Below are 24,476 nucleotides of genomic sequence, written 5' to 3'. Positions count from 1 at the left end.
GATGCGGGAGGGTGCTACTCCTCGCGGCGGGCCGGGCCGGCCACGGTGATGTTCAGGAACCGCGGTACGGGACGGCCCCGTTCGCGGAACTCCGCGGCGACCGCGGTGCGCACCGCCGCCAGCCGGGCCTCGGGGAGCAGCACCAGCACGCTGCTCCCCGGTCGCGGCCCGGGAGGCCAGGTGCTCAGGGCTCCGGCGCGCCGGGCGCAGGCCACCGCCCGGGCCAGTTCCGCCCGCCGGTCGGCGGGGCCCGAGCGGCCGCGTACCGCCATCAGCACCAGGCGGGCCCGTGTCGCCGCCGGGTCGAAGGCCACGTACCGCGGGGGCCGAGCGTCGTCCCCGTCCGGCAGCAGGGCCTCGCCCGGGCGGGCGAAGAGGGCCGCGCGGCGCAACGCCCCGTCCCCGTCGGGCAGGGCCCGGTCCAGCAGCCGGGCGAGGTGCGCGCGGTCGGGCTCGCCGCCCGCCGGGCCGTGCACGTCGACCACGGCCAGCGCCACCGCGCAGTCCGCGGGCTCCGCCGTGGCCAGCCCGGCGGCCGGCGTGAGCGAGCCCTGGACGTGCAGGTCGGTCCCGCCGCGGCCGAAACCGGCCCGGGCGAGCTCGCGCAGCAGGGCGTACGGCCGGGCCGCCCACGCGGGGGTGTCGGGCGGCGGCCCGGTCAGGGCGAGGGGCACGTCGCAGCTGTCCGCGGGGTGGGCGAGCGAGCTGAGCCGCACCAGGCCGTCGGTGCGCGGCGCCGCGGCCGCGGCCACCGGCCAGCCGGCCGCCGCCACGAGGCCGGGGGAGTCCAGGCGGAAGGCGTACGGGGCGCTCCAGACGGCGGCCGGGGGCCGGCCGTGCGCGGACTCCAGGGCGTACGCGACGAGCCGGAACAGCGGGTCGGCGGTGGCCCGCCGCGCGAGCCCGCCCCCGCCGGACCCGCCCAGCCCGGGGCGGCCCGGGCCACCGCCGGCGGGGCCGGGCGCCGGGTGGTGCGCGCCGGTCGGGGTGGCGGCGGCGCGCTCCGGCCGCGGCGCGCGCCCGGCGATGCCCGGGGGCTCCGGGGGGCCGGCTGCCGGGGCGGGCCCGGTCGTGGCGCCCGGCCCGGGCCGCCGGGTCATCGGGGGGCCTTGCGGGCCAGGAGGCGGTAGGCGTTGCCGCCGTCCGTGCGCCGGGCCGCCGCCGAGCGCACCGCGTCCAGCACGGCCGCGCCGACGAGCGAGGGCAGCGCGGCGGCCCGTACCGCGCGGGCGAGAGCCCGCCCGCCCGGGCCGGGGGCGGGGCCCCGGGCCCACGGCCGGTCGGGGTCGGGGGCCAGCCGGGTCGTGGTCAGGGCCACGGCGCCGAGGAAGTCGTTCCCCTGGTGGGCCGCCCCGTGCTCCTCGGCGAGGACCGTGAAGCCCCGGTCCGCCAGCGCCTCGCGCAGGTTCCCCGCCGGGATGAGGTGCTGGTGCTGCGGCTGGAACCACGGGAGCCAGGCCGGGCCCAGCAGCCGCGCCATGCGCGATTCGGGGTCGGGGAGTTCGATGGCCAGGTACCCGCCCGGGGCGAGGACGGCGGCCGCCGCGTCCAGTTCCGCGAACGGGTCCCGGGTGTGCTCCAGGTAGTGGTACATGCTCACCACCTCGTACTGGCCCGCCAGTTTCGCGGCGAAGTCCGGGAACTGGCCCTGGTAGCCCGTCTCCACCCACCCGCGCCGCTCCGCCCCGCGGATGCCGTCGCCCATGTCCAGCCCGTCGAACCGGGTGTCCGGCCAGAGCGCCCGCGCCGCGTTGCAGAAGTGCCCGTGACCCGTGCCGACGTCGAGCCAGGACCCCGGGACCGTGTGCGGCCTCAGCATCTCGGCCCGGCCCCGGTAGGAGGCTCCGAGCCGGCCGAAGACCGTGCCGGCGCCCTCGCCGCCCCGGCCGTCGTAGAAGTCGCGGTAGTAGAACTCCAGCCCCTCCGGGCTGAGCCGGGGGTTCTGGAAGACGTGCCCGCAGCCCCCGCACTGCTCCAGCGTGAACCGGCCCGGCTTGCCCTGGAGCAGGTCCGGCACCCGGACCCGCACGGTGAGCTCCCGGGACCCGCACCAGGGGCAGTCCGGCCGCCTCGGTTCGAGGAACCGCTCGGTACCGCCCGCCAGTTCGGCCCGGTACGCCTCGGCCCGCGCCGCCTCCGCCGCACCCGTCCCGGTGGGCCGGGGGGCGGCCGCCGCCGTGCGCAGGGCGGTGCCGAGGGAGCGCACCGGGCGGCCGGCCGTGGCCGGCGCCAGGTCCGCCGGGTGCAGCGGGCTGCCCGGCGCGCCGAGGACCAGGTACGGCTGGAGCCAGTACAGCCCGGCCGCGGCGGCCCCCCACCGGCCCTGGCGCACGGCGACGCCCGCCAGCAGGGCCAGCCCGGCGAGCTGCGCGGCCGCCAGCGCGCCCGGCGGCAGCCCCTGGGCCCGCAGTTCGGCCGCCCGGACCGTCCCGTCCGCCGCACCCGCCCCCTCTGCCGCGGCCCGGCCGCAGCTCAGCCCGGGGGCGACGGCCAGCCCGGTGGCGTCGGGGGCGTACTCCTTCAGCAGCCGCGTCAGCTCCAGCAGCCGTACGGGCTCGGGCGGCGGCCCGTCGGGGTCCACCCCGGCGCGCGCCAGCACTCCGTCGGCCACGAGCACGGCGTACCCGGCGCCGCGGCCCTCGCCAAGGCGGTCCTCCCGGTAGCGGGCGGGATCGACCAGGCGCAGCAGCCCCAGCGCCCGCTCGGCACCGAGGTCCCCGGGCAGCAGGTCCAGCACCGTGAGCCCCTCCCGGTCGGCGTGGGCGCACGCGGCGAGGAAGGTCGCGGCGTCCGCCTCGACCCCCCGGGCGGTCAGCAGCCGCCAGCCGGAGGCCCGCGGGACCCCGGCGGCCCCACCCGTCGGCGGCAGGGGCAGTACGGGAAGGGCCCGCAGCCTGCAGGCGGCCCGTACGGTGCCCGCACCGAGCACGGCCAGCAGCGCCGCGGAGGTCCAGGGGACCCGGACCGGCGGGCGCCCTCGGCCCGGGGGGAGGGGGGATGGCGTCATAGCAGCTTCTCCAACCGGTCGGCCGCGGCGGCGGCACCGCCCGCCGCGGCGAATGAGGCCTGGATCCGCCGGGCGCCCCGGCGGGGGCCGGGGTCGTCCAGCACGGCCGTGAGCGCGTCACGCAGTTCCTCGGCCCGGGTCCGGCCGAAGCGCACCCGGACCCCGGCGCCGGCCGCGACGACCTGCCGGGCCACGATCGGCTGGTCGTCGCGGATCGGCGCGACCACCAGCGGCAGCCCGTGCGCGAGGGACTCGCAGACGGTGTTGTGCCCGCCGTGGCAGACCACGGCGTCCAGGTGCGGCAGCAGCTCCAGCTGCGGCACGCTCTCCCGGAGCAGGACGTTCGCGGGCACCGATCCGCCCGGTGCCACGGCCCCCACCAGCGCGGCCGGGGCCGCGAGCACCAGCTGGACCTCGCCGGCCAGCCGCTCGGCGGCGCCGAGCACGGCGCCGTAGAACCGCCCGCCGGCCTCCTGGTTGAGGGTGCCCAGCGACACCAGGACCCGGCGCCGGTCCGGGTCCAGCCGCCGCCACGGGAATCCGGGCGCGGCCGGCCGGGCGCCGAAGGCGGGACCGACGAAGGCGTAGTGGGGCGGGAACTCCTCCTGTGGACCCACCAGTTCACGGCTGGAGAACACCAGAACCAGCCGGTCCGAGAAGAGCGGATCCCAGTCCGGCACCGCGTCCGGGCCGCCGGCCCCGCACTCCGCGAGCAGCCCGGACACCTGGCCGGCCACCCACGCGCCGACCTTCGGGAAATCGGCGAAGGGACGGGTGAGTTCGGCGGAGGTACTGGCGGAGGTCACCCACGGCACCCCGAGCCGCCGGGCGGCCAGCGGCCCGGCGAGGGCCTGCTGATCGGCGACGACCAGGTCCGGCCGGAAGGCGCGCACCGCGTCCGTCACCCCCGGCACCATCGCCCGGGCCAGCGGGACGAGCGCCTCCTCCCAGAGGAAGCGCAGGGCTCCGATCCCGCGCAGGTCGCGCCACCGTGCGTGCAGCAGCGCGTACCCGCCGCCCGCCTCCTCCCCGGCCGGCAGGACGCGGGCGTGCGGGGGCAGCAGCCGGGCCAGGGCGCCGGCCGGCCCCGTCCAGGCGATCTCGTGTCCCCGGGCGGCCAGTTCGGCGCCGACGGCCACGGTCGGATTGACGTGCCCCGCGAGCGGCGGCACCGTGAACAGCACCCTCATCGGGCCGACGCTCCCGCCCGCGGCCGCCCGGCCGCTCCGGCGGCCCGCGCGGCCGCCGCGGCCGTCGCGTCGAGGTGGTCGAGGACGGCCGACCGCAGGGCTCCGCTGCTCTCCTTCAGCACGTCGTGGCCGAGTCCCGGGAGGACCTCGACCCGGGCGGCGCCCGGGGCGTGGCGGGCCAGTTCCCGCGCGCCCGGGACCAGTTCGGAGTGCTCCCCGCACACGATCAGCAGGGGGCAGGCCACCCGGGCGTAGTCGGCCGGCACGAACGTGCGGCCGGCCGCCACGTCGTCGATGAGGGAGGTGCGGTTGAGCAGGTCGTCGGCGATGGCCGTGAGGTGGGCGGCCTTGCGCAGGCGCAGGGTGAGCAGCTCGGCGGGTACCGGGCTGTCCTCCAGACTGAGGGCGGCTGCCGACAGGGTGTCCACCATGTTCTCGGTCCAGGCCCCGTCGAGGAGGGGTTCGAGGAGGGTGAGCCCGGCGACCAGGTCGGGCCGGGCGAGGGCGGCGTGCAGGGCGAGGGTGGCGCCGTAGCTGTTGCCGACCAGATGGACCGGGCGCCGGCCGAGGCCGAGCGCGCCGAGCAGCGCGAAGAGGTCCCGTACGGCGGTCCCGGTGTCGTAGCCGGTGGGCGGGCGCTCGCTGCGGCCGTGGCCGCGCAGGTCGTAGAGGACGGAGCGGTGTCCGGCCCGCGCCACGGGGACGGCCAGCGGGCAGTAGAAGGAGGACAGGTTGTCGACGACGAGCCCGTGCAGGAACACGACCACGGGACGGCCCGGGCGGTCGGGGCCGGTGGCGGGCGGCTGCTGGACGTGGAAGCGGACCGGGCCCGCCTGGACGAAGGCCACGGCGGCTCAGCCGTCCGTGGCGGGGACGCCGGAGGCACCCGGGGCGGCGGGGGCGAGGGGGCCGGGGCGGGGTGCGGTCAGGGCCGGGGAGGCGTGGGTGATCCGGCCGATGTGGAGGACGAGTTCCCCCACGGACATGGCGAGGACGGCGTCCATGTCCTTCTCGGCGAGGAAGCCCATCAGGTCGACGCGGGATCCGTACCGCAGGTGCAGCAGCTCCGCCAGGGCCACGAACTCGATGCTCTCCAGGGCCAGGTCCTCGTTGAACGTCGTCTTCATCGTGACCTCGTCCGCGAGGAGGTACTCGTCACCGACGATCTCCACGAGCATGCCGGTGATCTCGGCGAGGATGTCAGCTGCCATGACTGGTCTCCGTGAGGGTGAAGGGGACGGGGGACACCGCCGCGGGGTGGGCGGTCCAGGCGACGACGTGGTCGGCGGGCGGGCCCGCGACGAGGGCGGTGCGGACCGGGTACGGGTGCCCGTCGGGGGACAGCACGCGCAGGCCGTCGGTGTCCGGGTCCCCGGCCACCCGCCAGTCGCGCGGCCGGCCGCCCAGACCCGTGCCCCCGGCCTTGGCCGCGGCCTCCTTGGCACACCACAGGGCCGTCAGCGCGGCCGGCAGTCCGGCGCCCTCGCGGGCGGCCAGGTCCTCGGCGAGCCGGAGTTCGTCCGGCCCGAGCGCGACGCGGATCAGCGCACCGGGGTCCCCGGTCACCTGCTCCACGTCGATGCCGACGGCCCGGGAGGGATGGGCCAGCGCGACGGCCACCCGGTCCTTGTGCGCGAGCGACAGCCGGAACCCGCGGACGAGCGGCCCCCCGGCCAGGGGACGGCCCGCCGCGTCGTTGCCGACCGGCACCTCCGCCGGGAACACCGGACCCGCCCCCCGCTCCCACAGCAGGGCGCGCAGCGCGTCCTTGGCGGCGATCCGGCCCAGCAGCCACGGGTTCCGCGCCCGCGGTGACAGCCCGTCGTGGACGAGGCGTTCGGCGGCGCCGAGGTAGCGGCGCATCACGAGTTCCTGCGACGCCGGATCGGTCCAGCGGCGCCGGGCCAGGCACCATCCCCCGGGCTGCACCTCCCCGATGCCGCACACCTCCGGCGTGAACTTCATCGGCCAGACCCGCTCGTCGGCTCCGAACCGGCGGTACGTCCAGCCGTCGATCCGGGCCCACACCGTCCCGTCCGCCCGGCGCAGCTCCAGGTCCCCACGGACGGTGACCTCGCGGACCTCGCGGACGCGGGCGGTGGCGCCGACCAGCTCGCCCGGCGCCGGCGGGGGACCGGCGTACCGGATGCGGTCCACGGTGGCCGGGAACACCAGCCGGTCCACCGGCAGCCGCAGCTGCATCCAGTGGCCGAACAGCTGCCCGGCGGCGTCCAGCAGAGCCCCCGGGTCGGGGAGCGCCCGCAGGACGCCCTCGATGCCGTCCGAGCCGACGGTGCGCACCTCGTGGACCCCGGCGAACCGCGGCCCGTGGAACATCCACCGGTCCCGGTAGAGTGCGTCGGCGCTGACCGGGGCCGGACCCGGGCCGGACAGCGGGGTCGGGTCGGGCGCGGGGAGCTGCCCGTACCGCGTGCCGAGCAGGACGACGGTGTCGGCGTAGCCGCCGAGGGAGACGCGGACCCGGCCCGGGCCGTCGTCCCGGACGGTGACGTCGATGTCGACGGCCGGTTCGACGGGGAGCCACCGCAGGGCGCGGACCTGTGCGTGGCCGACGACGTGCAGGCCGGGCGGGGCGTGCCGCAGGGCCGCCCGCTCCGCGAGCTCCAGCATGGTGGTCATGGGGACGACGGGGAACCGGTCGGAGTCCTCGGCCCAGTCGTCGGGCTGGAGGTACACGCAGTGGTCCCGTACGTAGGGCAGGGCGGCGAGCGAGAGGTGCAGGCGCTCCACGCGGCCCGGCCCGGCCGGTACGGGCGTGCGCGCGGGAACCGGTACGGGTACGGCCACCCGCGCGGCCGGCTCCCGGGCCGGACCGGCCTGCGGCGGGGGCGCCGCCGACCAGGCCGCGGTGACGCGCAGGGCGGCCGAGCGGGTGTCGTCGAGGACCGCGTCGAGGGCGGACAGCAGCACGGGCCGCGCCGCGGCGGCAGCGGCCGGCTCCGGCGGCGCGGCGGGTTCCGGTGACGCGGGCCGCAGGCCTCCCAGGGCGGTACGGGCCTCCCCGCCGAGGCGGACGAGCGGCGAACCGAGGTCGAGCGCCACCACCGGCCCGGCGGGGGCGGGCACGGCCCGGGCGCCGACGGCGGCCGCGTGTCCCGCGGGGGTGGAAGCGACGGCGGCCGCGGGGGCGGAAGCGACGGCGGCCGCGGGCGCGGACGCGGCGGGGGCCGCCGGGGGAACGCCCCGCGCCCCGGCCGTCCCCGCGACGGCGGCGCCCGGCCGGGACTCCGGGGTCGCCGGGTCCGTGGACAGCAGCTCCCAGCGCGGCTCGTGACCCTCCGCCCACAGGGCCGCGCAGGTGCGGCGCAGCGCCGCCAGCCCCGGCAGCCGGGGGGAGGAGGTGGACACCGACAGATGGGGCCGCTCCCGGAGGGTGTCCTCGACGAACCCCGGCAGGCCGCCCGGGCCCAGGGTCACGAACGTCCGCACCCCCGCGTCCTCGTACAGCCGCAGCACCAGCTCGCGAAAGCGCACCGGCTCCAGCAGGTGGCGCACCACCAGCTCCCGCACCTCGTCGGGCCCGGCGGGGAACGGGGCACCCGTCGTCGCCGACCAGACGGGCAGGGCGGCGGTCCGCAGCGGCAGCCGGCCGAAGGCGGCGCGGACCTGGCCCAGGTACGGCTCCCACATCGGGGTGTGGAAGCCCGACCGGAAGGGGAGCTCCTGACCGTGCACCCCCTCGGCCCGCAACCGCCTTACCACGTCGGCCACTTGGTCCGGATTCCCGCACACGACCGACTGGTGCGGGCAGTTGTCGTGGCTGACCACCACCCGGTCCAGGCCGTACAGGGCCGCCTCCGCCCGCCGGGCACCGCACCCCAGCGCCGCGTACACCAGGTCCGGGACCTTCACCGAGCCGGGCCGCAGGGAGTCCAGGAACGTGTCGGCCGCGTCCTGCGGGTACATCCCGGCCGCGAGCATCGCCGCCCACTCGCCCAGGCTGTGTCCCGCCAGCACGTCGGCGTCGATCCCCACCGCGGGCAGCACCCGGGCGAAGAACCGGCCCGTGGCGATCGCGTCCAGCGCCCGCCGCTCCAGCGCCCCGTCCCGGGTCAGCCGGGGCCGGTCCAGGCCGAGCCGGTCCGCCACGTCGTTCAGGACGGGGGCGAACTCCGGCTCCAGCCCCGGGAAGAGGAACGCCACCCGGCCGGCCGGCGGCTCCGGCGCGAACCACACCTCCCCGCGCCCCCGCCAGGGCCGGCCGCGCGCCACGACCTTCGCGGCCAGCGCGAGCCGCTGCGGCGTCGGCCCGGCCACGGCGAGCCGGCACGGCCCGGACCCGCCGGACACCGGGGACCCGGCCGCCAGCCGGGCCGCCAGCCCGGCCGGCCGGTCCGCCGCCATCAGCAGGACGTCCTCCCGCGCCGCCGGCCCCACCGGCACGGCCGGGCCGGCCGGCGGCAGGAAGCGCCGTACCGGAACGGCGGGCCAGGACGCGGCGCCGGGGGCCTCCTCCAGCACCACGTGGGCGTTGATCCCGCCGAAGCCGAAGGCGTTGACCCCGGCCCGGCGGGGTTCCGGGCCGCGCTCCCACGGCTCCGCCGCCGTCACCGGCCGCATCCGGGTCAGGGCGAGGCCGGGGTGCGGCTCCTCCAGGTGCAGGGTGGGCGGCAGCACCCCCTCGTGCACCGCCAGCGCGGCCTTGATCAGTCCGGCCATGCCGGAGGCCTGCATGGTGTGCCCGAGCATCGACTTCACCGAGCCGAACCCGATGGTCCGCCCGCCCGCCACCACCGGGCCGAACACCTGGGCCAGCGTCTCCAGTTCGGCCGCGTCGCCCACCGGCGTACCGGTGCCGTGCGCCTCCAGCAGCCCCAGCGCGCCGGCCGCCCGAGGATCGAGCCCGGCATCCTGCCAGGCCCGCTCCAGCGCCCGTACCTGACCCGCGACGAGGGGGCTCATCAGGCTGGCCGCCCGGCCGTCGCCCGCCACTCCGGTGCCCCGGACGACCGCGTAGATCCGGTCCCCGTCCCGCTCCGCGTCCGCCAGCCGCTTCAGCAGTACCACTCCGGTCCCCTCGGACAGCAGGGTCCCGTCGGCCCGCCGGTCGAAGGGCCGGATCCGCTCGCTCGTGCTCAGGGCCCGCAGCTGCGTGAACACGCTCCACAGCGTGGCGATGTGGCAATGGTGCACCGCCCCCGCCACCACCGCGTCGCACCGGTCGCCCGCCAGCAGTCCCACCGCCTGGTCCACCGCCAGCAGCGAGGAGGCGCAGGCCGCGTCCAGGGTGTAGGCGGGGCCCCGGAAGTCCAGCCGGTTCGCCGTCCGGGCCGCCGTGAAACTGGGCACGAGACCGATCGACGCGTCCGGCCGCTCCGGACCCAGCGCCTCCTGGAAGGCCGACCGCACCGCAGCGATCCGCCGCTCGCCCAGCTCGGGCGCGAGGTCGCGCAGGGTCTGCGCCAACTGGTGTGCCGTGCGCACGCGTTGGTCGAGGCGGGCGGTGGCCACACCCATGAACCCGCCGCGCCCCAGCACCACCCCGATCCGCGCGCGGTCGGCCGGCAGCCGCGCGTCCCCGCCCGCGTCCGCGACGGCCTCGGCCGTGGCGTGCAGGGCCAGCATCTGGTCGGGCTCGGCGCCCTCCACCGCGGCCGGCATGATCCCGAACCGGGTCGGGTCGAAGGCGGCGAGCCCGTCCACGAACCCGCCGCGCCGGCAGTAGAACCGGTCGCCGGCCGCCGGTCCGGCCGCGCCGCCCGGGTCGTAGTACACCTCCGGGTCCCAGCGCCCGGGCGGGACGTCGCCGATGCAGTCCGTACCGGCGAGGAGGTTGCGGCGGTAGGCGGCCAGGTCCCCCGCGCCGGGGAACACCGCGCCCATCCCGACGATGGCGGCGTCCGTCGGGCGCGGGCCGCGCGGGCTCCGGTCAGCCACGGCCCCCGCCCTCCCCGGCCATCAGGACCACCTGTACGTCGTCCCCGTACGCGAGTTCCGCGAGGAACGCCCCGGTGCCCGCCTCCGGCGCGATCAGCGGGATCCCGCGCCGCGCGTACGCGCGCTCCAGCTCGGGGGTGACCATTCCGCCGGCCTCCGCGGCCCAGGGGCCCCAGTCCACGGACAGCACGCGCCCCGGGAAGGACTCCGCCCAGGTGCGCGCGAGGGCGTCGAGGGCGTCGTTCGCCGCGGCGTAGTCGCTCTGGCCCCGGTTGCCGTACACGCCCGCGACGCTGCCGAACAGGACCAGGAAGCGGGGCGCGGGCACCGGACCGTGCTCGGCGGCCGCGGCGGCCAGGTGGCGCGCGCCGGTCACCTTGGTGCGGAACACCTCGGCGAACGCCTCGGGCGCCTTGTCGCACAGCAGCCCGTCGCGCAGGGTCCCGGCCCCGTGGACGATGCCGTCGAGCCGGCCGTGGCGGGACCGCACGTCGGCCACGACGGCCCGTACCGCCCGCTCGTCCGTGACGTCCGCGCAGTGGTAGCGGACCGAGGCGGCCACCGCACCGAGGGCCGCGAGGGTGGCCCGCACCTCGCGCGCGGCCAGGATGCGCGAGGCCGCGCCCTCGATCTCGGCGGGCGTCCGCAGCCCGCCGGCGATCAGCGCGGCGCGCAGGGCCACCCGGTCGAGCGCCCGGCCGAACCCGTCGTCCTCCGACGGGGGTTCGGGAGTGCGCCCGATCAGCTCGACGTGGCATCCGGGGGCGGAGCGGGCCAGGGCGAGCGCCGTCCGCGCGGTGATCCCGCGGGCGCCGCCGGTGAGCAGCACCACCGAGCCCGGGGCGAGCGGCGGCGCCCCCGGACCGGTCCGGGCCAGCGGCGCGTCGACCGGCGTCCGGGTGACCCGTACGCCGTCGGCGGTGTACCCGACGGAGGCCGGGCCGTCCCCGCCGGCGGCCGTGGCTCCGTCCGCGCCGACGGCCGCGCCGGCCTGTGTGCCGGTGGCCGCGACGACGGGCGTGCCGGTGGCTCCGACGACGGGCGTCCCGGTGGCTCCGACGACGGGGGTCCCGCTCAGGGCCGAGCCGCCGGGGCAGCCGCACGCGGCGTCGCAGGCGCAGCCCAGCTCGGCCAGGAGCTGCGCCGCGACGCGCTCCGGATCCTCCTTGGGGTGGACCTCCACCGCGCGGACCAGCCGCCCCGGGAACTCCAGGGCGCAGCTGCGGGCGAAGCCGTGCAGGCCCGCGCCCGGTGTGCCCGGGGCGGTGACGAGGAGCAGGCGTGGCACGCCGCCGGTCAGGGCGCGCTGCAACCCGGGGAAGACCTCGGGCAGTACGGGCTCGGCGCCGGACCGCAGCGCGGACAGGTCGACGATCCCGTCGTACCCGGGCGCGGCCTCGGCGAGCAGGTGCACCTCGGCGCCGTGGGCCCGTACGGCCCCGCCGAGTGCGGGCGCCACGCCCTGGCCGTCGCCGACGATCCCGATGCGCAGGCCGCGCAGCGCCCCGGGGTCACCGGCGGGGGCCGGCGCGGGCCGCACCTCCACCCGCAGCCGTACGACCGGAGCCATGGCCGGCGCGACGGCCGCCGGTACCGCAACCGCGACCCTCGCCGCGACCGGTACCGCCACCGCGGGGGCCGGCTCCGGCGGGGCGGGCGGCGCGGCCGGGTGGGCGTCCGCAACCGCCGGCGGAGCCGTGGCGGCCGTCCGCGAGGTGACCCACTCGACGATCCCGCGCAGGGTCTTGATGCGGGACAGTTCCTCGACGGCGGACTCGGTGGAGCCGCCGGGGTCCTGGGGAAGGCCGATCCGGTCGGCCAGGGCGCCGATGATCTCGACGCGCTTGATGGAGTCCACGGACAGGTCCGCCTCCAGGTCGAGTTCGGGGTCGAGCATCTCCCGGGGGTATCCCGTCCGGGCGTGGACGATCTCCAGCACCACGTCCATCACCTCCTCGGCGGAGCGCGGACCCCGGCCCGCCCCGCCGCCGGTACCGCCCCCGTCCGGCGCTGCCGGGGCCGAGGGGGCCTCGGACCGGGGTGCCGGTTCAGGCGCGGGCGCCGCCGCCGGTACGCCGACCGGGACCCCGAGACCGCCGGCCGCGAAGGCCGCATCGGCCGCGTCCGCCGGGTGTGCCGGGTGCGCCGCGGTCCGGCCGCCGGGGGTCGCCCCGAGGTAGCCGAGCAGGACGTCCCGCTGCGCCTCGACCAGGGCGCGCGAGCCGCGGAGGTACTCCAGGACCGCGGCCTCCCGCGCGCCGTCGCCGCCGGCCGGAGCCGCGCCGCCTGCCGGAGCCGCGCCGCCCACCCGGGGGGCCGGCGCGGGAACCCCCGCCGAAGCCCCCGACGCGGTGGGAGCGGTGGCCGGGCTCCCCGGACCGCCGGCCGGCCGCTCCACCGCGGGCAGGCCCGCGGCCGGCCGCATCCGGCGCGCGGGCTGGAGCCCCCCGGCGACCGGGGCGCCGTCCGCGGTGCGGACCAGGTGGCCGTCGACCAGCCAGCCCGGGCGGCGCGGGGCCCGCTCCGGGAGCCGGCCGGTACGGCCCCGGAACAGGGCCTCCGGCGCGACCGGCACGCCCGCCGCCGCCAGCTCCGCGAGCGCCGACACCAGCCGTACCAGGCCGTGTTCGCCGGGCACGTCCAGCGGGACCGCCGTGTGCGGTCGGCCCTGCAGGACGCGGCCCACCAGGCCGGTCAGGACCCGTCCCGGGCCCGCCTCCACGAAGGTCCGGACCCCGGCCGCGTACATCGCCTCCACCTGTTCGGCGAACCGCACCGGCTCCGCCACCTGCCGGGCCAGGAGCGCCCGCACCTCCCCGGCTGCCGCCGGGTACGGCCCGGCCGTCGTGTTCGACCAGACGGGGACGGCGGCCGGTCGCAGCTCGGTCCGGGCCAGTTCCGCGGCGAGCGCACCGCTCGCCCCCGCCACCACCGGACTGTGGAACGCGCAGGCCACCGGGATCGGCTCCGCCGTCAGCCCCGCCGCCCGCAGCGCGTCCACGGCCGCGGTCACCGCGGCCGTCGGGCCCGACACCACGCACTGCCGCGGCGCGTTGTGGTTCGCCACCGTGCAGCCGGCACGGGCGGCGATCTCCCGCACCTCCTCCGGGGCGGCCGCCACCGCGGCCATCGTCCCCGGGTCCGTACCGGCGGCCGCCACGATCGCCTCGGCGCGGCACGCGCTCAGCCGCAGCAGGCTCCCGGTGTCGTACGCCCCCGCCGCCCACAGCGCGGTCAGTTCCCCGTACGAGTGCCCGGCCACGCAGTCGGGCCGGACGCCGAACACCCCGAGCAGCCGGTGCGCCGCCGATCCGGCCAGTCCCAGGGCGGGCTGGGCCACCCGGGTGTCCGTGACCGCGGCCCGCTGGGCCGCCCGGTCCCGCGCGGTGAACGCCGACGGCGGAAACACCGCGGACACCACCGCGTCCGGGGCCTCGTCCAGCAGGGTCCGCAGCGCGGGGAAGGCGGTGAACAGCTCGCCCATCATGCCGATGCGCTGACTGCCCTGCCCGGGGAAGAGGAAGGCCACCTGCCCGGGATCCGCCGCCTCCTCCCGTACGTGGACCCCCGGTCCGGCGGCGAACGCCCGCGCCCGTTCCAGCCGGACCGCCAGTTCGTCCAGGCCGGCGGCCACGACCGCGACCCGGATCGCCCCGGAGCCGGCGGCGCTCTCCGCGGCGAGGTCCCGCAGGGTCCAGGGCCGCCCGGCCGCGTCGTTCTCCTCCAGCCGGGCCGCGAGCCGGGCCATGGCGCGGCCGGCGGCCCGCCGGTCCGGACCGCGGAAGCAGAACAGCTCGGCGGGCCACTCCTCCACCCCGTGCACCGGCTCGTCCGCACCCTCGTAACCGGCCAGCACCGCGTGGTAGTTGGTGCCGCCGAAGCCGAAGGCGCTCACCCCCGCGATCCGCCGCCCCGCGGGCACCGCCCAGGGCCGGGCCTCCGTGTCGAAGAAGAAGGGGCTGCTCTGCGCCCGCCACGCCGGGTTCGGCGTCTCCAGGTGCAGGGTCGGCGGCCGGACGCCCGCGTGGACCGCCCGGGCCGCCTTGATGAGCCCGGCCAGCCCGGCCGCGCACTTGGTGTGCCCCAGCTGCGACTTCACCGAACCCAGCGCACAGCTCCCCGGGTCCGCACCCGATGCGGTGAACAGCTCGGTCAGCACGGTGAGTTCGGTACGGTCGCCGACCACCGTCCCGGTGCCGTGCGCCTCCACCAGGCCGACCTCGCCCGGGGCGATCCCGGCCCTGGCGTACGCCCGCTCCAGCGCCCGCCGCTGCCCCTCCGGCCGGGGCGCGGTCAGGCCCAGCGACCGGCCGTCGCTGGCGGCGCCGACGGCCTTGACGACGGCGTACACCCGGTCCCCGTCGCGTTCGGCGTCCGCCAGCCGCTTGAGGACGAGCGCCCCCACCCCCTCGCCGAGGGCGATCCCGTCGGCGTCCGCGTCGAACGGCTTGCACCGCCCGCCGGGGGACAGGGCCCGGACGGAGGAGAAGAGCAGGTAGTCGTTGATGCCGTTGTGCACGTCGGCGCCCCCGCACAGCACCATGTCGCTGTCGCCGTCCCGGAGTTGCCGGCAGGCCAGGTCCAGCGCGGCCAGGGAGGAGGCGCAGGCGGCGTCGACCGTGCAGTTCGCCCCGCCGAGGTCGAGGCGGTTGGCGACCCGGCCCGCGATGACGTTGGCGAGGACCCCGGGAAAGGAGTCCTCGGTGAGCCGGGGAAGGTGGGCGTCCAGTTCGGGCGGGAGCGCGCCGAGGTAGGAGGGGTGCAGGGCGCGCAGCCCGTAGGCGCCCGCCAGTTCGGTGCCCGCCTCCGCCCCGAAGACCACCGAGGTCCGGGACCGGTCGAAGGCGCGGCCCCGGTCGTAGCCCGCATCCGCGAGCGCCCGCGCCGAGATCTCCAGGGCGAGCAGCTGGACCGGTTCGATCCCGGCCAGCGAGGCCGGCGGGATGCCGTGCGCGAGGGCGTCGAAGGGCACGGGGCCGAGGAAGCCGCCCCAGCGGGACGGGGTGCGCTCACCGGCGCGCGCCGGGTCGGGGTCGTAGTAGAGCGCGGGGTCCCAGCGCTCGGCCGGGACCTCGGTGACCGCGTCGGCCCCCTCCAGGATCCGGGCCCAGTACGCGGCCAGGTCCGGGGCGCCGGGGTAGGCACAGGCCATCCCGACGATGGCGATGTCCAGCGGGTCCGGGTCCGGGGCGGGTGCGGCGGGCCCGGCCTCGGCGAACGCGCGGGCCCGCCGCTCCAGCAGCTCGGTCGCCCCGTCGGTGACCTGCGCGTGGAGTGCGGCCACGGTGGTGGTCCCGGACCGCAGGGCCGCGGCCTGCCCGAGCATGAACAGCCCGTCCGCGTACTGCTGTTCCTCGCCGACGGACTCCAGGCCGCCGTCCTCCCCGGCGGTGTCCTCCGCGACGGCGCCTTCCGCCGCGGCGCCCGGGGCGGTGCCGGTTCCCGCCGTGCCCGCCGTGCCCGCCGTGCCGGTCGCGGGGCGGCGCAGCCCCTTGCTGGCGATCCGCAGCCGTCCCAGGTTGAGCCGCTCCAGCTCCTCCCACACCTCCCGCGGCTGCGCGCCGCTCTCCGCGAGCCGCACCCGGGTCGCCTCGAAGGTCTCGGCGTACGGGGTGGCCGCGCAGCGGGTGGCGTGGCCGGGAGCCGTGCGCAGGAGCACCGTCCCCGTGCACTCCACGGCGGCCCGCTGGAAGCGCGGCAGCACCGCCCCCGCCGTCACCGCCTCTTCCGTGAACAGGTACGCGGTCCCCATCAGCACACCGGTCCGGGCCCCCCGCTCCGCCAGCGGCGCGGCGGCCGCGGCCGCCATCGCGGCGGAGCGCGCGTCGTGGACGCCGCCCGCGAACAGCACGTCGAGCGACTCCGGTTCGGAGCAGGCGAGCAGCCGCTCGATCTGCTCCTCCCACAGGGGGAACGAGGCGCGCGGTCCGACGTGCCCGCCGCACTCCAGCCCCTCGAACACGAACCGCCGCGCGCCCTCGGCGAGGTACCGCTCCAGCAGTCCCGGCGAGGGCACGTGCAGGTGGGTCCGGGTCCCGGCGGCCTCCAGCGGGGCCGCCTGCGCCGGGGTGCCGCCCGCGATGACGGCGTACGGGGGGCACGCCGCGGCGACGGCCGCCAGCTGCTCCCGGCGCAGCTCCGGCGGGGCGAAGCCGAGCAGGCCGACGCCCCACGGGAGGTCCCCCAGCCGCTCGGCGGTCTCGGCGAGGAGGCGGCGCACGTCCGGCCCGGCCATCACCGCGAGCGCCAGGTAGGGCACCCCGCCCGCGTCGGCCACCGCCCCGGCGAAGGCCGCCCGGTCGCTGACCCGGGTCATGGGGCCCTGCGCGACGGCCGGCGGCGGCCCGAGCCTCCGGGCCCGTACGGCCGCCGCCAGGTGCCCGGGCACCGCTTCGCGCACGGCCCGGAGCACCCCCGCGGTGGTCCGGTGCCGGGCGGCGAGCCGGGCCGCCGAGGCGCCGTCCTGCCCGACCGGCAGCAACTGGCCGCGCAGGTCCCGGGCTCCGAGCAGGGCTGCCACCGGGCCCGGTGGCGGGGCCAGGCCGGGCCGGGCGTACACCCGGTGGCCCTCCGTCAGCCGGGTCTCCGAACCGTCCATCGCCCGCAGTGCGTCGGCCACTTCGGCGGGCAGGCCGGGCTCGCCCTCCGCGGTCAGGGCGAGCTGTACGTCGAGCAGCACCCCGGCGGCCCCGCCCGCGACGGCAGCCGCCGCGGTGTGCGGCCCGATCCCGCCGTACGCCCGTACGGGCACCCCGGCGAGCCGGGGGTCGCCGAGCAGCTGTTGGAGGAGCACGAAGGTGGTGGCGGCGCCGACCCGGCCGCCCGCCTCGTGCCCCTTGGCGACGAGGGCCCCCGCCCCGGCGTCCACGGCGGCCAGCGCCTCCGCCGGGCCGGTGACCTCGGCCCAGATCCGGGGCCGCCCCTCGGCCGCCGCCCAGGCGGCCACCCGCTCGGCGGTGTGCGCGGCCGGGTCGGCGAGCAGCACCGTGTCCACCGCCGCGGGCAGCTCGTGCGGTGCGAGCGGGCAGCCCGCGGGCACCCGCACCCCGTGGCGGCCGCCGCGCAGCCTGCGGGCCACCTCGGCGAGGCCGCGCCGCGCGGCACCGTCGTCCCGGCCGAGGTCCAGCAGGCCGAGGGACCCGGCCCGTTCGGCGGCGGTCACGATCCGCGGGTGGGGCTCCTCGAACGGGCTGACCGCGACGACCAGGTCCCGGGAGCCGGGTCGCGGGGACGACGCGGCGGACGGGGCGGGCTCCGGCCGTGGAGAGGACAGGGGAGAGGACCGGGGAGAGGGCCGGGGAGAGGCTCCGGGCTGGGGGGACGGACCGGGGTGGGGGATCACGGGCGCTCCTCTTCCAGTGCTGTGTGACATGTCGCAGTACAGGGCGGAGGACGGGGGAGGCGTGTGCCGAGCGGGGGTCCCCCGGCGGGCGGCGGAGCCGGGACGTGCGGAACGTGTGCGTCGGCCGGGCTGCCCGCCACAGAGGGGCGGGATCGAACCGTGGTCAAAATCCCCGACGCCGGGATGCATCGTGCGGTGACCGCCCCGCACTGTCAACGGGCATGCGGAGGAGGACGTTTCGCCCGAACCGGGCCTCCGGACCCGCTCGGGCGGCGCGAGCCCGGTCCCGCGGAGGGCCGCGCCGGCGCGGTGGCCTGCGACGTTGTCGGGACCGGCGGTCCGCTCCCGGCGGGCCGCCGCGCGGGCCGCGCCGCACGGGGTCATGCCGCACCGGTATACCTCGTCACCGACCCGGCATGTGCGCCGCCTTGAGTCGTACGCTTGTTCACCCGACTCGCTCTTACGGGTACAACCTCGCGAGGTTACCGTCCGGTCATGACGCCCACTCTCGCGCAGCTGCGCTACCTCGTCGCCGTCGCGGACTGCCGCTCCATCACCGGCGCGGCGGCCTCGGTCTTCGTCGCACAGTCCGCCCTGTCCCGGGCCGTACAGGCCATGGAGCGCGACCTCGGCGTCGAACTCCTCGCCCGCCGGGGAAGGGGGGTGGACCTCACGCCGGAAGGGGCCCGGGTCGTCCGGCTGGCCCGCACCGTGCTCGACGCGGTGGAGGCCATAGACGACATCGGGACCCCGCACTGCGGGGACAGCCGGGCCGTCCTCAATCTCGTCACCACCCCGACCCTCGCCCTGGACCTGGCCTCCGACCTCGTTCCGGCCTTCACCGGACGCCATCCGGGCGTCGACGTCCGGCTCCAGCAGCACGACAGCCGCGAGACCCTGCTCCAGGAACTCAGCCAGGGGAGGGCCGAGTTAGCCCTCGTCGACCTGCCGGTCGACAAGGAGCTGACCACGCACTACATCCAGGAGCGCGAGGTGGTGCTCATCTCCCCGGCCGGCTCGGGGCTGCCCGACCCCATGCCGTTCCGCCTGATCGACGGGCTGCCGATGGTGCTCCCGACCCCGGGAACCGGCCGGCGCACCGAGCTGGAGGCCATGTTCAGCTGCCTGGGCGTCCGCCCCGTCCCGTCCCTGGAGGTCGACGAACGCCTCGCCTGGGTGACCGGGGTGACGGACGGGCGCGGCTCCCTCATCTGGTACCGGGACGTCGTCCACCGGGCCTTCGGCAGCCGGGCCGAGGTCCGCTCCTTCACCCCGCCCCTGCTCCGCCCGGTGGGCATCGCGCACGCGCGCAGACCGCTCAGCCGCGCCGCCCGCGCGTTCATCGCGCACGCCCGGCACGACGCCCCCGTACGCGAACCCGCGCGCTGACCGGGGCGGCCGCGGCGCGCGCAGTCATGCCGACCGGGCATTGAACGGTGTTCGAACGGGAGGGAGCTGCCTCTGGCGTCCTGTGCTGACCAGCCGTCACATGGAGGGCATGCCCCGACTCCTCGCACCCCCGCTCGCCGCGGCGCTCGCCACCGCGCTCCTCGCCACGATCCTGCCGGCCGCCGCCTGGGCGGCGGGCTCCGGCGCCGACGCCACGCCCCTCTCCCCGCCCGCTCCGGCGCCCCCCGCCGTACGCCCGGCCGCGGCCGGGGAGGCGGCGGCGCCGGAACGGGCGTGCACCCTCCCCGGCGGCCTGGCCGAACTCAGCGGCCTCGCCGCGAGCCGCCGGCACCCGGGCGTCTTCTACGCCGTCAACGACAGCGGCAACGCCAACCAGGTCCTCGCCGTCGACTGCACCGGCGCCACCGGAGTGCTCCGGGCGACCCTCACCGTGACCGGCGCGGTCAACACCGACTGGGAGGCACTGGCGCTCGGCAGGGACGCCGCCGGCGCCCCGGTGCTCCTCGTCGGCGACATCGGCGACAACCTCGGCGCCCGCACGGAGATCACCGTCCACGCCTTCGCCGAGCCCGACCGGCTCGTCAACGCCTCGGTGACGCCGGTGACGTACCGCCTCGCTTACTCCGACGGCCGGCACGACGCGGAGTCCCTGCTCGCCGACCCCGTCACCGGACGGATGTACGTCGCGAGCAAGCTCATCGGCGCCGCCGGCCGGCTCTACCAGGCCCCGCTGCCGCCCGTCACGGGCCGGGTCGACACCCTCACCCCGGTCCGGCCGGGGCCCGTCTTCGCCACCGACGGCGCGTTCTCCCCGTCGGGGGCCTCGTACGCGCTGCGCAGCGGCGGGCCGCTCGGCGCCGACACGGCCGTCGTGTACGACACGGCGGGGACGAAGCTCGCGGACGTCGCCCTGCCCGCCCAGTCGCAGGGCGAGACGCTGACGTACGCCGACTGCACCAGCCTGCTCGTCGGCTCGGAGAACGACACGCAGCTCTGGCGCGTCCCCCTGCCGCCGGAAGCCACCCCGGGCTGCGACGCCACGCCGACCCCCACTCCCACGCCGACCCCCACTCCCACTCCGACGCCGACCCCCACCCCGACGCCCGGCGGGCTCAAGCTGGCCGACCCCGGCCCGCAGACCTGCACGTTCAACCGCACCTGCACCATCCAGCTCACCACCACCGGAGCCCGACCCCCCGTCCGCTACACCGCCACCGGACTCCCCTGGGGCCTCACCCTCGACCCCGCCACCGGACGCATCACCGGCAAACCCTGGACCACCGGAACCCTCCGCATCACCGCCACCGCCACCGACACCACCCCCACCACCGCAACCACCACCTTCACCCTCACCCTCAACTGGTTCTGACCCGGGGCGGGGCGGTCTTGTACAACCCGGCCCCCAGGCCCCACTGTTGACCGCTACGCGCCCATCAGGTCAGGAGAGCCGGTTTGTCCCGTAACCTTCCGGACGTCCCGGGCGACCCGGACGCCCCGCACGTGATCGATCCCGCCGGCGGCTGCCCGCACGCCCTCAACGCCCGGCTGCGCGCCCGGGGGGCCGTGGCGGAGGTCGTCCTCCCCGGCGGGGTCGCCGGCGCGGTCGTGCTGGGCCACGAGGAGCTCAAGGACTTCCTGGCCCGCGACGACGTGGCCAAGGACGCCCGGCACTGTCCCGCCCTGCACGACGGAACCATCCCCCGTGACTGGCCGCTGCGGGTCTTCGCCAACGCGCAGGGCATGCACACGGCGGACGACGCCGACCACCGCCGGCTCCGGGCGCTGGTGGGCAAGGCCTTCACCGCCCGTCAGGTGGAGCGGCTGCGGCCGCGCGTGGAAGAGCTGGCCGACGGCCTCCTCGACGACCTCGGCCGGGCGGCCGCAGCCGCACCGGACGGGGTCGCGGACCTGCGGGCGCACTTCGCCCTCCCGCTCCCGATGAGCGTCATCTGCGAGCTGCTGGGCGTCGACCCGGAGCACCGGGACCGGCTGCACCAGCTGTCCAACACGGTGATCGTCGCGACCGACACCACCCCCTCCGAAGCGATGGCCGCCGTGCGCGAGCTCGTCGGGCTCATGGGGACGATCGCCGCCGCCCGCCGTGCGGCCATCGCCGCGGGCACCGGGGGAGAGGACCTCACCACCGCCCTGATCGCCGCCCGCGACGGCGACGGCGACCGGCTCAGCGAGGCCGAACTGATCGGCACCATGCGGCTGGTGCTCGTCGCCGGCCACGAGACCACCCTCAACCTCATCAGCAACGCCGTCCGCGCCCTGTGCACCCACCGCGACCAGCTCGCCCTGGTCCTGGCGGGCAAGGCCACCTGGTCCGCCGTGGTGGACGAGACCCTGCGCTGGGACGGGCCCGTCAGCTGGTTCCCGTTCCGCTACCCCACCCGCGACCTCACCGTCGACGGCACGCTGATCCCGCGGGGCACCCCGGTCCTGGCCGGGTACACGGCCGCCGGCCGGGACGCGGCGTTCCACGGCCCGGACGCGGACCGCTTCGACGTGACCCGTCCCACCGCAGCCCGCCACCTCTCCTTCGGGCACGGCGCGCACTACTGCGTCGGCGCCCCGCTGGCCCGGCTGGAGGCGACCATCGCCCTGGAGCGGCTCTTCACCCGCTTCCCCGACCTCGACCTGGCGGTCCCCACGTCCGAACTCCCGCAGCAGCGCAGCTTCATCGGCAACAGCGTCGAGGCCCTCCCGGTCCGTCCCGCCGGCGCCCCGGGCGTCTCGGCCGGTACGGGCGAATACGGGTCTAGGGGGCGCTCGGTGGGGTGAGTTCCGTGCTCAGCCAGCCCAGGGCGTCCGGGTACATGCCGATCCAGGTCTGGAAGTTGTGGCCGCCGGCCGGGCGGACCAGGGTCCTGACCCGGACGCCGGAGCCCGAGGCGGCCGCGGCGAAGGCCTCCAGCTGTCCGGGCGGGCTGTCCCTGTCCTGCGCGGACGTGGCCAGGAACAGCCCGACGTCCGTCTTCCCGGCGTGCGCCACCAGCCACATGGGGCTGTTGCGCTCCCGCAGGGCCCGGTCGGGCAGCACCTCCGGGTCGCCGGTCAGCGGATCCGGGTCGAGGGCCGCGCCCGCCCGGAACGCCTTCGGGTACTGCAGCGGCAGCTTGGCCGCGCAGAAGCCCCCCGTCGAGACGCCCATCAGGCCCCAGCCGCCCGGGGAGGGCAACGTGCGGAAATTGCGGGAGACCAGGTCCGGCACGTCCCGCGCGAGCCAGTCGGCGACCCTGCGGTCCGGGGTGTTGCTGCAGTCGGTGTTCACCCCGCCCGGGTAGATCTCCGGGATCACCACGACGAACGGGTGCGCCTTCCCCGACCCCACCAGCTTCGTCAGCTGTGCGGGCAGGTCGCCGAGGTCGATCCAGGTGCGGGGCGTCCCCGGGTAGCCGTGCAGCAGCACCAGCACGGGAAACCGGGTCCGGTCGGCGCCCGGCGCGCTGTACTCCGGCGGAGTCCAGACCGTCACCTGCCCTGCGAGCTTCGAGTGGGAGCCGCGGAAGTACGTGCTCTGCGTGCCGTCGCCGCTCCCGGTGAACCGCGCCCGCCCCACCGGCGGTCCCGTCGACGCGTCCGCGGTCTGTCCGGAACCGGTGCCCAGCAGGTCGTCCCAGGAGGCGTACAGCCCGTAGCCGCCGTTGATCCAGGTGGCGACCACGCAGATGGCGGTGAGCTGGCACAGTCCGAGCATCAGCACCCGCGCGGGCCACCGCAGCCAGGCGGGCCCCGGGACCCGGTTCCAGAGCAGGAGCGCGGCGAGCATCGCGAGAGCGGTGACGACGATCAGGGTGACGAGGAACGTCGTGCTGGTCAGCTCCACGGCGCCGGCTCCTGACGTACGGGTCGACATGCGAGTGATGTCCGGAATGTTCGTCCGGTCAATGTAACCGGCGCACGGGGACGGACCGAATTCCCGGACGGCTCCTCACCCGCCCCACCCCCTCGTCCGCCCCGCCCCTCGTCCCCCCGTCCCTCATCCGACCCGGACCGTCACCGCGTGCCACCCCGTCGCCCCGTCCGGGAGGGTCCCGCGGCGCTCCCCGGTCTGTACGGCGCCGGCGCCGTCCGCGGCGCGCACCTCCACGGTGTGCCGGCCCGGCGCGGCCCGCCAGGTCCACACCCACTGGCGCCAGGTGTCGTCGCCGTCGGACGCCGCGATCCGGGCCTCCCGCCACGGCCCGCCGTCCACCCGCACCTCGACCCGGGAGATCCCCCGGTGCGGCGCCCACGCCACCCCGGCGACCGCCACCGGTCCCGCCGCCAGGGCCGCGTTCGCGCGCGGGGTGTCGATCCGGGACTGCGTCCTGACCGGGGCCCGCGCCGCCCAGGCGCGGCGCACCCAGTACGCGTCGTACGCCGCGAAGGTGGTCAGCCGCAGTTCCCGCAGCCACTTGCAGGCGGAGACGTACCCGTACAGGCCCGGGACCACCATCCGGACCGGGAAGCCGTGCGCGAACGGCAGCGGAGCGCCGTTCATCCCCACCGCCAGGAGCGCCTCCCTGCCGTCCATCACCGTCTCGACGGGGGTGCCGAGCGTCATCCCGTCGACCGAGCGCACCACCAGCTGGTCGGCCGGTCCGCCCCGGGACGGCGGCCGTACGCCCGCCTCGCGCAGCAGGTCCGCCAGCCGGACGCCGAGCCAGCGCGCGGTGCCCGCGTACGGGCCCCCGACCTCGTTGGAGACGCAGGTCAGGGTGGCGTCGTGCTCGACCAGGGGGCGGGCGAGGAGCTCCCGCAGGTCCAGGTCGAGCGGCCGGGTCACGCCCTCCCCGTGCACGCGCAGCCGCCAGGTGTCCGCGTCCACGCGCGGGACCACCAGGGCGGTGTCCACGCGGTAGAAGTCCCGGTCCGGGGTGAGGAGCGGCGAGATGCCGGGCACGCGCAGCCGCGCCCCGGCCGGTACCGGGGGCGCCGGTACCGCGGGCGGGGGCAGGACGAGCCGGGCCCGCGATCGCGTGGCCTCCGCCGAGCCGAAGGCCCCCAGGCGCCGGCCCGCGAATCCGGCGACGGCCGACGCGGCCAGCGTGGCCAGGGCCAGGCGCCCGAAGCCCCGCCGGTCCACGCCCCGTACGCCGTCGGCCGCCGGACCGGGCGAGGGCCGCCCCCGGGCGGCCCTGACCAGCAGGTACAGCACCCCGCCCGCAGCCAGACCGGCCGCCGCCGACGGCAGCGCGTCCTGCCAGGACGCCTCCGGGCGGGACAGCGCCGCCACCGCCCCCAGCACCCCGAAGCCGCAGGCGAGGGCGACCCCGGCGGACGGACGGCGCATGCCGAGCAGCCCGGCGGCCACGGCGAACGCGGCCAGCAGTACGAGGATCCCCGCCGTCAGCACCGGCTTGTCGGTCGTGCCGAACTGCCGGACCGCCCACTCCTTCAGGGCCGGGGGAGCGCGGTCGACCACCGCGGCGCCGACGGCGGTGACCGGGGAGGCCTCGGGCCGCACGGCCGCGGCGACCAGCCCGCCGACCGCCAGCGCGGCCACCGCCGCGAGCAGGCCGCTCAGGGCGCCCGCCGCGCACCCGGGCCGGACGCGGTCCTTCCCGGTGGTTCCGGTGGTTCCGGCGTTCCCGGTGGTTCCGGTCATGGGAGCCCCCTCGTGGGCTCGTGCCGCGGTGGC

12 protein-coding genes are annotated in these 24,476 nt (G+C 77.9%); 3 read left to right on the top strand and 9 right to left on the bottom strand.

Going from position 1 to position 24,476, the window contains the following annotated elements:
* Nucleotides 1-14 precede the first annotated feature (14 nt).
* The 7 genes from ACZ6S8_RS32825 to ACZ6S8_RS32795 are packed head-to-tail and all read right to left on the bottom strand — an operon-like array spanning nucleotide 15 to nucleotide 17,257.
* The gene (locus tag ACZ6S8_RS32825; protein ID WP_469461152.1) at nucleotides 15-1,100 is read right to left on the bottom strand and encodes a galactokinase; all 1,086 of its coding nucleotides are present in this window, start codon (nucleotides 1,098-1,100) and stop codon (nucleotides 15-17) included.
* Nucleotides 1,097-3,007, bottom strand: coding sequence for a class I SAM-dependent methyltransferase (locus tag ACZ6S8_RS32820; protein ID WP_469461150.1), 1,911 nt, complete (start codon nucleotides 3,005-3,007; stop codon nucleotides 1,097-1,099). The genes ACZ6S8_RS32825 and ACZ6S8_RS32820 overlap by 4 nt, the downstream gene beginning before the upstream one ends.
* Nucleotides 3,004-4,197, bottom strand: coding sequence for a glycosyltransferase (locus tag ACZ6S8_RS32815; RefSeq protein WP_469461149.1), 1,194 nt, complete (start codon nucleotides 4,195-4,197; stop codon nucleotides 3,004-3,006). Before ACZ6S8_RS32815 ends, ACZ6S8_RS32820 begins: the two co-directional genes overlap by 4 nt.
* Nucleotides 4,194-5,045 carry an alpha/beta fold hydrolase gene (locus ACZ6S8_RS32810; protein ID WP_469461148.1) on the bottom strand — a complete coding sequence of 284 codons (852 nt, stop codon included), beginning with the start codon at nucleotides 5,043-5,045 and terminating at the stop codon, nucleotides 4,194-4,196. Before ACZ6S8_RS32810 ends, ACZ6S8_RS32815 begins: the two co-directional genes overlap by 4 nt.
* A gap of 6 nt (nucleotides 5,046-5,051) precedes the next feature.
* Complete coding sequence (locus tag ACZ6S8_RS32805) at nucleotides 5,052-5,408, bottom strand: acyl carrier protein (RefSeq protein WP_469461147.1); 357 nt, start codon at nucleotides 5,406-5,408, stop codon at nucleotides 5,052-5,054.
* Nucleotides 5,398-10,095, bottom strand: coding sequence for a beta-ketoacyl synthase N-terminal-like domain-containing protein (locus ACZ6S8_RS32800; RefSeq protein ID WP_469461145.1), 4,698 nt, complete (start codon nucleotides 10,093-10,095; stop codon nucleotides 5,398-5,400). Before ACZ6S8_RS32800 ends, ACZ6S8_RS32805 begins: the two co-directional genes overlap by 11 nt.
* The gene (locus ACZ6S8_RS32795) at nucleotides 10,088-17,257 is read right to left on the bottom strand and encodes an SDR family NAD(P)-dependent oxidoreductase (protein ID WP_469461144.1); all 7,170 of its coding nucleotides are present in this window, start codon (nucleotides 17,255-17,257) and stop codon (nucleotides 10,088-10,090) included. The genes ACZ6S8_RS32800 and ACZ6S8_RS32795 overlap by 8 nt, the downstream gene beginning before the upstream one ends.
* Before the next feature lie 675 nt (nucleotides 17,258-17,932).
* On the opposite strand from ACZ6S8_RS32795, the gene ACZ6S8_RS32790 reads away from it, so the two are divergent.
* The 3 genes from ACZ6S8_RS32790 to ACZ6S8_RS32780 all read left to right on the top strand — a co-directional run bounded on the left by ACZ6S8_RS32790 (nucleotide 17,933) and on the right by ACZ6S8_RS32780 (nucleotide 21,634).
* A complete protein-coding gene (locus ACZ6S8_RS32790) occupies nucleotides 17,933-18,826 on the top strand; it encodes a LysR family transcriptional regulator (protein ID WP_469461141.1) in 894 nt (297 codons plus the stop codon).
* 109 nt (nucleotides 18,827-18,935) lie between these two features.
* Nucleotides 18,936-20,216 carry a putative Ig domain-containing protein gene (locus ACZ6S8_RS32785; RefSeq protein WP_469461139.1) on the top strand — a complete coding sequence of 427 codons (1,281 nt, stop codon included), beginning with the start codon at nucleotides 18,936-18,938 and terminating at the stop codon, nucleotides 20,214-20,216.
* An 83-nt stretch (nucleotides 20,217-20,299) separates the two neighbouring features.
* Nucleotides 20,300-21,634 (top strand): cytochrome P450 family protein, encoded by a 1,335-nt coding sequence (locus ACZ6S8_RS32780; protein WP_469461137.1) that lies wholly within the window; start codon nucleotides 20,300-20,302, stop codon nucleotides 21,632-21,634.
* Here the strand turns inward: ACZ6S8_RS32780 and ACZ6S8_RS32775 are convergent.
* Complete coding sequence (locus ACZ6S8_RS32775; RefSeq protein ID WP_469461135.1) at nucleotides 21,612-22,679, bottom strand: alpha/beta hydrolase; 1,068 nt, start codon at nucleotides 22,677-22,679, stop codon at nucleotides 21,612-21,614. The genes ACZ6S8_RS32780 and ACZ6S8_RS32775 overlap by 23 nt on opposite strands.
* 153 nt (nucleotides 22,680-22,832) lie before the next feature.
* Entirely contained in the window at nucleotides 22,833-24,443 is a 1,611-nt protein-coding gene (locus ACZ6S8_RS32770; RefSeq protein WP_469461133.1) for a molybdopterin-dependent oxidoreductase, read from the bottom strand.
* Between the last annotated feature and the right edge of the window lie 33 nt (nucleotides 24,444-24,476).

This window comes from Streptomyces sp. NPDC048461, assembly GCF_055587105.1.
Note: the sequence above shows the minus strand (reverse complement) of the source record. Positions and strands in the feature narration are given on the sequence as shown.

Excerpts from the sequence above, each read along its gene's own strand:
- ACZ6S8_RS32790 (WP_469461141.1), top strand. The coding sequence starts at position 17,933 with ATGACGCCCACTCTCGCGCAGCTGCGCTACCTCGTCGCCGTCGCGGAC.
- ACZ6S8_RS32770 (WP_469461133.1), bottom strand. The coding sequence starts at position 24,443 with ATGACCGGAACCACCGGGAACGCCGGAACCACCGGAACCACCGGGAAG.
- ACZ6S8_RS32815 (WP_469461149.1), bottom strand. The coding sequence starts at position 4,197 with ATGAGGGTGCTGTTCACGGTGCCGCCGCTCGCGGGGCACGTCAATCCG.
- ACZ6S8_RS32805 (WP_469461147.1), bottom strand. The coding sequence starts at position 5,408 with ATGGCAGCTGACATCCTCGCCGAGATCACCGGCATGCTCGTGGAGATC.
- ACZ6S8_RS32825 (WP_469461152.1), bottom strand. The coding sequence starts at position 1,100 with ATGACCCGGCGGCCCGGGCCGGGCGCCACGACCGGGCCCGCCCCGGCA.
- ACZ6S8_RS32785 (WP_469461139.1), top strand. The coding sequence starts at position 18,936 with ATGCCCCGACTCCTCGCACCCCCGCTCGCCGCGGCGCTCGCCACCGCG.
- ACZ6S8_RS32820 (WP_469461150.1), bottom strand. The coding sequence starts at position 3,007 with ATGACGCCATCCCCCCTCCCCCCGGGCCGAGGGCGCCCGCCGGTCCGG.